11 protein-coding genes are annotated in these 11,909 nt (G+C 70.7%); 7 read left to right on the top strand and 4 right to left on the bottom strand.

Going from position 1 to position 11,909, the window contains the following annotated elements; translation table 11 throughout:
• The first annotated feature begins 356 nt into the window (after window positions 1-356).
• The 4 genes from pstS to pstB all read left to right on the top strand — a co-directional run bounded on the left by pstS (window position 357) and on the right by pstB (window position 4,548).
• Window positions 357-1,493, top strand: a complete 1,137-nt coding sequence (pstS, locus tag FNX44_RS16765) for a phosphate ABC transporter substrate-binding protein PstS (protein ID WP_143649070.1) — start codon at window positions 357-359, stop codon at window positions 1,491-1,493.
• Between the two features lie 168 nt (window positions 1,494-1,661).
• Window positions 1,662-2,657, top strand: a complete 996-nt coding sequence (gene pstC / locus FNX44_RS16760) for a phosphate ABC transporter permease subunit PstC (RefSeq protein ID WP_143649069.1) — start codon at window positions 1,662-1,664, stop codon at window positions 2,655-2,657.
• Window positions 2,654-3,736: a phosphate ABC transporter permease PstA gene (gene pstA / locus FNX44_RS16755; protein ID WP_143649068.1), complete on the top strand. Its 1,083-nt coding sequence runs from the start codon at window positions 2,654-2,656 to the stop codon at window positions 3,734-3,736. Before pstC ends, pstA begins: the two co-directional genes overlap by 4 nt.
• Window positions 3,737-3,771: 35 nt before the next feature.
• Complete coding sequence (pstB, locus tag FNX44_RS16750; RefSeq protein ID WP_143649067.1) at window positions 3,772-4,548, top strand: phosphate ABC transporter ATP-binding protein PstB; 777 nt, start codon at window positions 3,772-3,774, stop codon at window positions 4,546-4,548.
• A gap of 203 nt (window positions 4,549-4,751) precedes the next feature.
• Here the strand turns inward: pstB and FNX44_RS16745 are convergent, their stop codons facing one another.
• From FNX44_RS16745 to FNX44_RS16730, 4 genes are all read right to left on the bottom strand, one after another.
• Window positions 4,752-6,233, bottom strand: a complete 1,482-nt coding sequence (locus FNX44_RS16745; RefSeq protein WP_143649066.1) for an amidase — start codon at window positions 6,231-6,233, stop codon at window positions 4,752-4,754.
• A gap of 143 nt (window positions 6,234-6,376) precedes the next feature.
• Window positions 6,377-7,111 (bottom strand): hypothetical protein, encoded by a 735-nt coding sequence (locus tag FNX44_RS16740; RefSeq protein ID WP_143649065.1) that lies wholly within the window; start codon window positions 7,109-7,111, stop codon window positions 6,377-6,379.
• 131 nt (window positions 7,112-7,242) lie between these two features.
• Entirely contained in the window at window positions 7,243-7,890 is a 648-nt protein-coding gene (locus FNX44_RS16735) for an O-methyltransferase (protein ID WP_143649064.1), read from the bottom strand.
• 114 nt (window positions 7,891-8,004) lie between these two features.
• The gene (locus FNX44_RS16730) at window positions 8,005-8,313 is read right to left on the bottom strand and encodes a DUF8827 family protein (RefSeq protein ID WP_143649063.1); all 309 of its coding nucleotides are present in this window, start codon (window positions 8,311-8,313) and stop codon (window positions 8,005-8,007) included.
• 111 nt (window positions 8,314-8,424) lie between these two features.
• Between FNX44_RS16730 and FNX44_RS16725 the strand changes: the two genes are divergently transcribed.
• The 3 genes from FNX44_RS16725 (at window position 8,425) to FNX44_RS16710 (ending at window position 11,815) form a co-directional block, all read left to right on the top strand.
• Entirely contained in the window at window positions 8,425-9,381 is a 957-nt protein-coding gene (locus tag FNX44_RS16725) for a C40 family peptidase (protein WP_143649071.1), read from the top strand.
• Window positions 9,382-9,604: 223 nt separating this feature from the next.
• Entirely contained in the window at window positions 9,605-10,399 is a 795-nt protein-coding gene (locus FNX44_RS16720) for a phosphatase PAP2 family protein (RefSeq protein WP_143649062.1), read from the top strand.
• Window positions 10,400-10,975: 576 nt separating this feature from the next.
• Window positions 10,976-11,815, top strand: coding sequence for an SCO4651 family lipoprotein (locus tag FNX44_RS16710; protein WP_143649061.1), 840 nt, complete (start codon window positions 10,976-10,978; stop codon window positions 11,813-11,815).
• The last annotated feature ends 94 nt before the right edge of the window (window positions 11,816-11,909 follow it).

The following is an 11,909-nucleotide window of genomic DNA, read 5'->3' as shown; positions in this document are numbered from 1 at the left end:
GCCCCCTCCACAACCCGACCGAACCCCATCAGAACCGACCGCCGACGCCCCGGCCCCGCATATCCGTCGAGCCGACCGTGTCACGCACCGAGCGACCGTCCGAGCACCGCCGGTAGGCAACCGGCGGGTCACGTCACGAAGCCATAACCACGGCTACTGCACCGACCGCCGAGGTTCACCTCGCGTTCACTCTCGACCGTCGGGCGCTTCACCTGATCTGCCTAATTTCAGCCGTACGGAGTGCGAGTCTGCCGGGCCGAACCGGGGCACGCGCCGTACTGCTGATCGAGGCAGAACACACCCAAGCCACGCTTTCCGCCGCCCCACCGGCGGGCTCAGGAAGGAACTGAACCAAAGTGAAGCTTCAGCGCACGAACCGGCTTCGCGCCCTGTCTGTCGGCGCTATCGCGGTCACCGGTGCCCTGGTCCTGACCGCCTGCGGCTCCGACGACAACACGGGCCAGGGGGGCAACGGTGGTGGCGGCAGCACGGCCGCCGCCAGCGACATCGAGTGTGAGGGCAAGGGCAACCTGCTCGCCTCGGGCTCCAGCGCGCAGAAGAACGCCATCGACGCGTGGGTGAACGCGTACCAGGCGGCCTGCAAGGAGACCAAGATCAACTACAACCCGACCGGTTCGGGTGCGGGTATCCAGGAGTTCCTGCAGGGCAAGACCGCGTTCGCCGGCTCCGACTCGGCCCTCAAGGAGGACGAGGTCAAGGAGTCGCAGAAGGTGTGCAAGGACGGCGGCAAGGCGGTCAACCTGCCGATGCTCGGCGGCCCGGTCGCGATCGGCTACAACCTCTCCGGCGTGGACGACCTGGTCCTGGACGCCCCGACGCTGGCGAAGATCTTCGACTCGAAGATCACCCGCTGGGACGACGAGGCCATCAAGAAGCTGAACCCGGACGCCAAGCTGCCGGGCACCAAGATCCAGGCCTTCCACCGCTCCGACGAGTCCGGCACCACGGACAACTTCACCACCTACCTGGCCACCGCCGCCCCGAACGACTACAAGTACGAGCCGGCCAAGGCCTGGGCGGCCAAGGGCGGCCAGTCGGCGAACGGCTCGGCGGGCGTCGCCTCGAACGTGAAGCAGAACGACGGCGCCATCGGCTACTTCGAGCTCTCCTACGCGACCGGCAACAGCATCCCGACCGTGAAGCTGGACACCGGCGCCGGTGAGCCCGTCGAGGCCACCGTGGAGAACTCCTCCACCGGCATCGCCTCCGGCAAGATCGTCGGCAAGGACGGCGACCTGGCCATGGAGCTGGACTACGCCACCAAGGAGGCCGGTGCCTACCCGATCATCCTGGTGACCTACGAGATCGTCTGCGACAAGGGCAACAAGTCCGAGACGGTCGAGGCCCTGAAGTCCTTCCTCAACTACACCGCCAGCGAGGACGGCCAGAAGCAGCTGGCCGAGATCGACTACGCGCCGCTGCCGGACGAGATCGTCACCAAGGTTCGCGAGCAGGTCGACGCCCTCTCCTGAGGCTGACCTCTCCCGGCGCCTCCCCGCGCCCCCGTTCCAGGGGTGGCCGGCTCCGCGAGCCGGGGCCGGCCACCCGCCACCGTCCACCCTCCCCCGACCCATCCGGTGCACCGCCGCCAGGACCCCCCGCGACCCGCGCGATGGGTCCGCACCCAGACCGGAGAAACCATGGACATAACCCCGACGCCCGTCAGGCCGGAGCCACCCGGCGAACGGGACAAGAGCTCGGAACTCGCCGGGTCCACGCGCCCGGGTGACAGGATCTTCCTGGCCCTCTCCCGAGGCTCGGGCATCACGCTGCTGGTCATCATGGCCACCATCGCGGCGTTCCTGACCTACCGGGCCGTGATCGCCCTCGCCGAGAACGACGGCAACTTCCTCACCACCTTCGAGTGGAACGCGAACGCCGACCCGCCGGTGTTCGGCATCCCGGTGCTCGTCTTCGGCACGATCGTCAGCTCGATCATCGCGATGGTGATCGCCGTGCCGGTCGCGGTCGGCATCGCGCTGTTCATCTCGCACTACGCGCCGCGCAAGCTCGCCACCCCGCTCGCCTACGTCATCGACCTGCTGGCCGCCGTGCCCAGCATCGTGTACGGCCTGTGGGGCGCACTGTTCCTGGTGCCGCACCTGGGCGGGCTGTACGAGTGGCTGGACCAGTTCTTCGGCTGGACCGGTGTCTTCTCCTACGACGGCGGCGCGGCGCGCTCGCTGTTCACCGTCGGCATCCTGCTGGCGATCATGATCCTGCCGATCGTCACCAACGTCTCCCGCGAGGTCTTCAAGCAGTCGCCGAAGCTGCACGAGGAGGCCGCGCTCGCGCTCGGCGCGACCCGGTGGGAGGTCATCCGGATGTCCGTGCTGCCGTTCGGCCGCTCGGGCGTCATCAGCGCCTCGATGCTGGGCCTCGGCCGGGCGCTGGGCGAGACGATGGCCGTCGCCACCGTGCTGTCCCCGAGCTTCCTCATCCAGGCCAGCCTGCTGGAGCCCGGCGGCGGCACCTTCGCGCAGAACATCGCCGCCGGCTTCAACGAGGCCACCCAGACCGGCCGTGACGCGCTGATCGCCTCCGGCCTCGTCCTGTTCCTCATCACCCTGGTGGTGAACGGGGCGGCCCGCATGGTCATCGCCCGCCACAAGGAGTACTCGGGGGCCAACGCATGAGTAACCCGGTCATCGACAAGGCTCCCGCGAACGAGGCGCCCGCGCTGCCGTCCGCGCCGCTCAAGCAGCCCCGGCTGCCGCGCTGGGCTCCCTTCGGCCTCGCCCTGGCGTCCGCCGGGATCGGCAGCGGCATCGGTCTGCTGGCCGGTCTTGAGAGCCGGATCCAGTGGGGCCTGATCGCCGCCCTGCTGTACGTCGCGCTGACGATGCTGATCGCCGGCATGGTCGAGGGCTCACGGCAGGCGAAGGACCGGCTGGCCACCAGCGTCATCTGGGTCTGCTTCCTGCTGGCCATCGTGCCGCTGGCCTCGCTGGTCTTCGAGACCGTCTCGCGCGGCTCGAAGGTCCTCGACGGCTACTTCCTCACCCATTCCATGGCCGGCGTGGCCGACCTCCAGCCCGGCGGCGGCATCTACCACGCGCTGGTCGGCACCATCCAGCAGGTCGGTCTGGCCACGCTGATCGCGGCGCCGATCGGCCTGTTCACCGCGATCTACCTGGTCGAGTACGGCACCGGCAAGCTCGCCAAGGCCGTCACCTTCTTCGTCGACGTCATGACGGGCATCCCGTCGATCGTCGCCGGTCTGTTCATCTTCAGCGTCTGGCTCATCGTCCTGGACTTCAACCACTCCGGGTTCGCCGGCGCACTCGCCCTGGCCATCCTGATGATGCCGATCGTCGTACGCTCGACCGAGGAGATGCTCAAGCTCGTGCCGAACGAGCTGCGCGAGGCCTCCTACGCTCTCGGCGTGCCGAAGTGGCGGACCATCCTCAAGGTGGTCCTCCCGACCGCGATCGGAGGTATCACCACCGGCGTGATGCTCGCCGTCGCCCGTATCGCCGGCGAGACCGCCCCGGTCATGCTGCTCGTGTGGGGCGCGATGGAGATCAACAACAACCCGTTCGAAGGCCCGCAGCAGTCCCTGCCGTACTACATCTGGCTCCAGTGGAAGTCCGGCAACCCGCACGCCTTCGACCGTGCCTGGGCCGCGGCCCTCGTGCTGATCGCCTTCGTGATGATCCTCAACCTGGCCGCCCGCGGGATCGCCCGCTGGAAGGCCCCGAAGACCGGCCACTGACGCGGCCACGTGACCAGAGAAGTGAAGTGATCAAAATGGCCAAGCGCATCGACGTCAGCGGCCTCACCGCCTACTACGGCTCCCACAAGGCCATCGAGGACATCTCGATGACCGTCGAACCCCGATCGGTGACGGCCTTCATCGGCCCCTCCGGCTGCGGCAAGTCCACCTTCCTGCGCACCCTGAACCGGATGCACGAGGTGACGCCCGGCGGACGGGTCGAGGGCAAGGTCATGCTGGACGGCGAGTCCCTGTACGGGGCCGGCGTCGACCCGGTCTCCGTGCGGCGCACCATCGGCATGGTGTTCCAGCGCCCCAACCCGTTCCCGACGATGTCGATCTACGACAACGTCGCGGCCGGTCTGCGGCTGAACGGCAGCTACAAGAAGTCCGAGCTGGACGCCGTCGTCGAGAAGTCCCTCAAGGGCGCCAACCTGTGGAACGAGGTCAAGGACCGGCTGAACAAGCCCGGCTCCGGCCTCTCCGGCGGTCAGCAGCAGCGGCTGTGCATCGCCCGCGCCATCGCGGTCGAGCCGCAGGTGCTGCTGATGGACGAGCCCTGCTCGGCGCTGGACCCGATCTCCACGCTGGCCATCGAGGACCTGATCGGCGAGCTGAAGGAGCGCTTCACGATCGTCATCGTGACGCACAACATGCAGCAGGCCGCGCGGGTCTCCGACCGGACGGCGTTCTTCAACCTGGCCGCCATCGGGCAGCCCGGCAAGCTCATCGAGATCGACGACACCGAGCGGATCTTCTCCAACCCCTCCGTGCAGGCGACGGAGGACTACATCTCCGGCCGCTTCGGCTGATCGCGGCGGGTCGGCCCCCCGGGCCGACCCCGACCGCGGGGTGAACCTGCCGAACAACGGTCGGCAAGGCGTTCTGCGGCGCTGCATGGCGGTGCCGCCGCAGAACGAACGGGCCCGGTCCTCGGGAGGGACCGGGCCCTCCCACGTCCTCCGGCGCCTTGCCGCGCGGGTTGCTGCCGCGCGGGTCACTACCGCGCCGGTCCCTACAGCGCGGGTTCCAGGTGCGCCCAGGGACGGGCCTCCTCCAGGCTCGCGGCCAGCGCCAGCAGCGTGCCCTCCGAACCGAGCCCGCCGACGAACTGCACGCCCAGCGGCAGCCCTTCGGCCGTGCGGTGCAGCGGTACCGACATCGCGGGGCGGCCGGTGAGGTTCGCCAGCTGGGTGAACGGGACGGCCGCCAGGTTGGCGGTGACGGTCCGCCGCCACTGCGGGGTGCGGACGAGCGGGCCGACCAGCCTCAGCCGCAGCAGCAGTTCGCCCGCTGTCCGCAGCGCCGGCGGCGTGTCGAGTTCGCCGACGCGCACCGGCGGGCACGCGAGCGTGGGGGTGAGCAGCAGGTCGTACTCGGCGTGGAAGGCGGCCAGCGTCCTGGAGTGCTCGTTCCAGCGGTGGTTGGCGGCGAAGTAGGCGGGGGCGCGCATCGACCGGCCGGCGGCGGCCATCAGCCGCGTGTCCAGTTCGAAGTCGGTGTCCCGGGCGCCGGTGACCCGGCGGACGTGCGCGACGTCGGCGGCCAGCCCCGTGTACCAGACGGCGAGGAAGTCCTCGGCGAGCCGGTGGCCGTCGATGCGCGGCTCGGCGGGCTCCACGTCGTGGCCGAGGTCGGCGAGCAGCCGGGCGGCGTCCTCCACGGCGGCGACCGCCTCGGGGTCGACCGGTGTGTCCAGCGGGGAGCGGGTGGTGAAGCCGATACGCAGCCGGCCCGGTGGCCGGGCGGCCTGGTCGACGTAGCCGGTGTCCGGGCGTGCGGGAAGGTAGGGGCCGCTCGGGTCGGGTTCGGCGGTCAGCAGGTCGAGCATGAGCGCGCTGTCCCGGACGGTCCGGGAGAGGACGCCGTCGGTCGCGGCGCCCTGGAGGTACTCGGCGTGGTCGGGGCCGCTCGGCACGAGGCCGCGCCCCGGCTTGAGACCGAAAAGGCCGCAGCAGGCGGCGGGTATGCGGATCGAACCGCCGCCGTCGTTGGCGCCGGCCATCGGCACGACGCCGGCCGCGACGGCCGCGGCCGAACCGCCGGAGGAGCCGCCCGGGGTGCGGTCGAGTGCCCAGGGGTTGCGGGTCGGCCCGTTCACCTCCGGCTCGGTGATGCCCTTCGCGCCGAACTCGGGGGTGTTCGTCTTGCCGAACACGACCAGTCCGGCGGCCAGCCAGCGTTCCACGACCCGGCTGTGCCGGGGACGCGGCAGGTCGCGCAGGGCGCGGGAGCCGGAGCCGGTGGGCAGACCTGCGTAGTCCTGGAGCAGGTCCTTGATCAGGAAGGGCACGCCGCCCAGCGGACCTTCGGGCTGTTCGGCGGCCCGCTTGCGCGCCTGCTCGTACATGGGCCGGACGATCGCGTTCAGTCGCCCGTCGACGGCCTCGGCCCGGCCGATCGCCGTCTCCAGCAGTTCGGCGGGCGAGACCTCGCCCCGGGCCACCAACTCGGCCAGCCCCGTGGCGTCATACCGCCGGTAGTCCGCGTACTCCACTGGTCACGTCACCGCCATCAACCGGGGAATGGTCTACCGCACGGTAACCAGCGGCGGTGGCGGCGACAAGACCTCGGTCGGCGGTGGCGCCGGGGGCGACCCTCGCCTCGTCCCCGACGCCCGCCGATCGTCCTGTCGCCCGGTCAGCGGACCAGGTTGAAGGTGACGCCCATCTCGCGGACCGCGACGGCCCGGTCGCTCCAGCGGTTCTGGCTCTTGATCAGGTACTGGCAGCGGTACTCGGTGTCCTCGCCCAGGTCGACCAGGACGGCGTCCGGGATCTCGCTGCACCGCAGCTGGTCACTGGTGGAGTTGTTCAGCTTGTAGAAGTTGCCGTACGCGCTCTTGGCCGTCAGCACGGCCTTCTGCGGCGTGGCGCGGTAGCTGAAGACGAACGAACCGGGCTTGTAGTTGTCGGAGATCGTCACGTCCCAGGGGACCTTGACGCCCTCGTAGTCGACGGTGCACTTCGTGGTGGCGCCGGCCTCCATCTTCAGCTCGCCGCCGGCGCACTCGCCGCTGGTCTTGCCGTCGACGCCGGCCATGCGCAGGGTGCGCTGGCGGAGTTCGTGCAGGACCTTCTCGGTGACGGTCGCCGTGCGGCCCGGGCTCGGCTCGATCTTCGGGGAGGCGCCGAGCAGGTCGCCCTCCTCCTCCACCTTCACCGGGAGTTCGTCGCCCTCGGCGCCGGAACCGGCGTCGCCGCCGTTCTCCCCGCCCTTGTCGTCCTTGTCGTTCTTGTCGCCGCTGTCGGCCGGGGCCTCGGCGGAGGTGGACGGGGTGGACTTGGCGTCCGCGCCGTCGGAGTCGTCTCCCCCGCAGCCGACGGTGAGCAGACCGACGGCGACAACGCCTACGAGTGTTCTGGTGTATCGCATGGGGCGGAGTGTATGGGGAGAGTAAAATCTCGCGCGACCGGGTTGGATGGCCTCATATGCGGGTATTGGGGGCTTCAATCCGACGCCCGAGCAGCGAAATTCGGCCGTGATCCGCGTCTCCCGGGGAGCCGTCAGTTCCGGCGGACGAGGGTGACGCCGTCCCGCAGCGGCAGCATCACGCAGCTGACCCGCTTGTCGGCCACGATGCGGTCGTTCACCTCGCGGACGGCACGCACGGACGGGCCCTGCTCGGCCTCGTCCACCACCCGGCCCTCCTGGAGGACGTTGTCCAGCACCATCAGCCCGCCGGGGCGCAGCCGGGTGACCAACTCCTCGTAGTAGACCGGGTAGCCGGTCTTGTCCGCGTCGACGAACGCGAAGTCGACGTGCGGCTCGGCGGGCAGCCTGCGCAGGGTGTCGGCGGCCGGAGCGAGCCGCAGGTCGATCCGGTCGGTGAGGCCGGCGCGCTCCCAGTAGCGGCGGGCGACGGCGGTCCACTCCTCGCTGACGTCACAGGCCAGCAGTCGGCCGTCGGCGGCCAGTCCACGGGCGATGCAGATGGAGGAGTACCCGGTGAACGTCCCCACCTCGACGGCCAGTCGAGCGCCGGTGAGTTGGGTCAGCATGGTCAGCAGCTCGCCCTCGTCGTGGCTGATCTGCATGGTGAGCTGGTCGGGGAAGGCGCGGGCGGTCTCCTCCGCCAGGTCCCGCAGCACGGGGTCGGCGGGGCTGCTGTGTTCGACGAGGTAGTCGTCGAGGGCGGGGTTCACGATGGACATGTCGGGCACTCCGTTCGGCAGGCCGCACCACCCGCACCCCTCGACGGACGTCCGCGGCCGCTGCTCCGGCGCCGGCTCCGCGCCGGTGCGGAGGGTGATGATCGACTACATCGGCTACACGGCCATACCGTAGACGATCGTGAACAGCGTTCCCAGGGAGCCGATGATGAACACGCCGGTCAGCCCGGCGACGATCAGACCCTTGCCCTGCTCGGCGCTGAAGGTGTCGCGCAGGGCGGTGGCGCCGATCCGCTGCTTGGCCGCACCCCAGATCGCGATGGCCAGACAGATCAGGATCGCGACGGCCATGACCACCTCGATCATCACCCGGGCCTCGGTGCCGAGCGAACCGAACGGGCCCCAGTCCGGGGCGATTCCGCCGATGATCGTGGTGATGTCGCCTTCCTCGGCTGCCAGGAACATGTGAACTCACCGCCCCAGTCGGGTGTTGTGGGTCATCGTGCGGCCGCTTTCCAGCGAACCCTCTTGAATTCTGCCATGAGATGGGATGGTTGAGGGGTGCGAAAGGCGTTGATGGCGGCCGGTGTCGGCCTGGGCATGGTGTTCTGCTTCCTGGCGCTGCTCGTCGTCGGCACCTACAGCGCCGCCTCCAACCTGGTCGGCGGCTCGCGCCCCTCCGTCGCCCTCGCCAAGAACGCCGTGCCCGCGCAGTACGCGGCGCTCGTACAGAAGTGGGGCAATCTCTGCGACGCCATCAACCCGGCGCTGCTGGCCGCCCAGTTGTACCAGGAGAGCGGCTGGAACCCGCGCGCCCAGTCGCCCGCCCGGGCGCAGGGCATCGCCCAGTTCATCCCCGGCACCTGGGCCGCGCACGGCCTCGACGCCAACGGCGACGGCAAGGCCGACGTCTGGGACCCGGAGGACGCCATCCCGTCGGCCGCGTCCTACGACTGCAAACTCGCCGGATACGTCAAGGACGTACCGGGCGACCCCACCGCCAACATGCTCGCCGCCTACAACGCGGGCGCCTACGCCGTCATCCGGTACGGCGGCGTCCCGCCCTACCGGGAGACGCAGAACTACGTCGCCGTCATCCGGAAGATGGAACAGGACTTCTCGGCCCCGGCCGGTCGCGTCGACCCCTCCCGGCAGGCCGCCGGCGCCATCCACTACGCGCAGGAGAAGTTGGGCACCCCCTACAAGTGGGGCGGCAACGGCGGCCCCGAGGACAACGGCCGCTTCGACTGCTCCGGGCTCACCCGGGCGGCCTACGCCTCGGTGGGCATCGACCTGCCGCGCGTGGCCAACGACCAGTGGAACAGCGGTCCGCATCCCGCACGGGACGAACTGATGCCCGGGGACCTGGTCTTCTTCTCACACGATCTGAACGACTGGCGTGCCATCCACCACGTGGGCATCTACGTCGGCGGCGGCTATATGATCGACGCCCCGTACACGGGCGCGGTGATCCGCTTCGATTCGATCGACACCCCAGACTACTTCGGAGCGACCCGGCCGACCGCCGGCTGACCTGCGCCGGTACCCGGCCGGGCGCCGGTCCACGGCGGCCGACGCGCACGTCCGGTGTCACCCTTCAGTAACATCCGGGTGATCTTCCGGCGGACGCGGAACGCCGGAGCGGCGGACGACGTTCCCGGTATGCGGGACGGCAAAACCGCCGCGCGGAAATCGGGGGTCGGCAGCGCGTACCGGCGGTACGCGTCCAAGGTGTGAAGGGGCACGGGTCGTTTTCATGGCTGGATGGGAAGACCCAGACGTCGACCTCCTGTATCGAGTCAACGGCTGGTCCGAACAGGCACCGCAGTGGTTCAGTTCACTGCTCGGTTTCCTGAGCGAGTACGGCGTCATCTTCGGGCTCATGGCACTGGGCCTGTGGACGTGGTGGACCGCGCGGGCACGCGCCGACTCCGTGACCGCCGTCGCCGGCCTGCTGTGGGCGCCGCTCGGCGCGTCCGTCGCGTACGCCGTCAACTACCCGATTCGCGAACTGGTCGAAAGACCAAGACCGTTCGTCGACCACCCCGACCTCAACGTGCTGGTCGAGGGCAAGAGCGGCTACTCGTTCGTGAGTGACCACAGCGCGCTGACCATGGCGCTCGCGGTCGGCATCTTCATGGTCAACCGGCGCTGGGGCGCGCTGGCGTTGGGGCTCGCCGCGTTCCAGGGATTCGGCCGGGTCTACGCCGGTGTGCACTACCCGACGGACGTCGTCGGCGGGTTCGCGCTCGGCATCGCCGTCGTACTGCTGCTCTCCCCGCTGGCCTCCGCCCTGCTGACGCCGCTGACCCGGGCGCTGGCCGCCTCCCCACGGGCCGGCTGGCTGGTCACCGCGCGGACCGCCGACGTGGACGGCTCGGACGGCGCGGGCGCCGCGGGCACCGCGGGCGCCGGCGACACGACGGCCGCGATCGCCGGCGGGCACGCCAGGACGGGCCCGCCGCCCGCCGGGGAGGCACCCGGCGGCCCCGCCGGGCGGGCGCACACCGGCGCCCACCCGGCGCCCAGGCACCCGAACGCACGCGTGTGACGGCCGGGGTGACGGCTGGTTATGACCCCCGGAGGTGACCGCCGGGGCGCGACGGCCTTATGCGGTGGCGGCGGCCGGGTCGTGAGCCCGCCGCGGGCCGCCCCGTCCGCCCGGCACCACGTCCGGCCGCCCGCTTCCGGCGGCGGCGCGGACCAGGCGTGATCAACAGGCAAGCAGCACATGACGCCGGGTGACAGAGGCGTGCGTGAAGTGGCCGGAAAGCCACCCGCGAACGGCCGACAGTCGGCGGAGCCCGACCACGGGCCCCGGACCTGGTCGGACGCGAGGCTAGCGGGCGTGGTGGTGGAGGGCGTCTTCGCGGGCCTTGGAGCGCGCGCGTCGCGCGGGCCCGCGCCAACCGCACGCGCACCGGGCGCTGCTGAAGGCACCCCGCTCGGATGTGGTGACACGGTGCTCGGCCGCCGCCTGCGCGGTGGCCTGATCGGTCTCGAAGGGCACGTGCACACGGTAGCGACCGGGGGCCGCCGCGCGGCCGAATGTGAAGGAACGTAACGAGAGGCTTCGCCTGTCGTTAACCCTGATGGTCCCGCACACCGTCGACATGGGGGTTGACACGTGAGTCCCAGGCGGGCGGCGACGACCACCGCCGTGGTCGTCCTCACCACCACTCTCACCATGGTGTCCACAACCGCCTGCACGGTACGGGAGGACGGCGCGCTGGCGTCCGCCGCCGCACCGGTCGAGGTCGTCCAGAACCCCCTCGCCCAGGTCCGCTCGGCGGCCGACGTGCTGACCCGGGCCGGCACCTCCCGCACCAGGACGGCCATGGAGATGGCCAGCGGCGGGACCCGGCTCACCATCACCGCGCACGGCGACTTCGACTACCGGAAGCGGATCGGCCGGCTGACCGTCGTACTGCCGGACCGGGTGCTCCGCCCGGTCACGGAGGTGATCACGCCCGGCACGCTGTACATGAAGAACCGCGGCGCCGGCGTCCCGGACGACAAGTGGGTGCGGGTGGACACCACGGAACTCAGCGACGGCAACCTGGTGACCGGCGGTGTCACCGATCCCCTCACGGCGGCCGAGCTGCTGCGGGGCGCCCTGGAGGTGGACTACCTCGGGACCGCCCGGGTGGCCGGCGCCGCCGTCCGGCACTACCGGGGCACGACGGACCTCGCCGCCGCCGCCAGAGCTGCGGCCGAACCACTGCGGCAGCAGCTCACCGCGGCGGCGAGGGGCTTCGCCACCAGCCTCGTCCCGTTCGACGCCTACCTCGACGACGCGGGCCGGCTGCGCAAGGTGCGCCACGAGTTCGTCTTCGACAACAGCCAGGGCCAGGGCGTGAAGGTGGCCTCCACGACGTCGCTGTACGGGTTCGGCACGCCGGTGCGGATCACGATGCCCGAGCGGGCCGAGATCTACACCGGGCGGATCTCCATCGAGGGCGGGTAGCGGCGAGGCGAGGCGGGCCGAGGGCGCGGGCGCGTGGCGGCGAGGCCGGGTAGGCGGGGCGGCGCGAGGCCGGGTAGGCGGGTCGGCGCGAGGG

Source organism: Streptomyces alkaliterrae (assembly GCF_007097205.2).
Lineage (GTDB): Bacteria > Actinomycetota > Actinomycetes > Streptomycetales > Streptomycetaceae > Streptomyces > Streptomyces alkaliterrae.
Note: the sequence above shows the minus strand (reverse complement) of the source record. Positions and strands in the feature narration are given on the sequence as shown.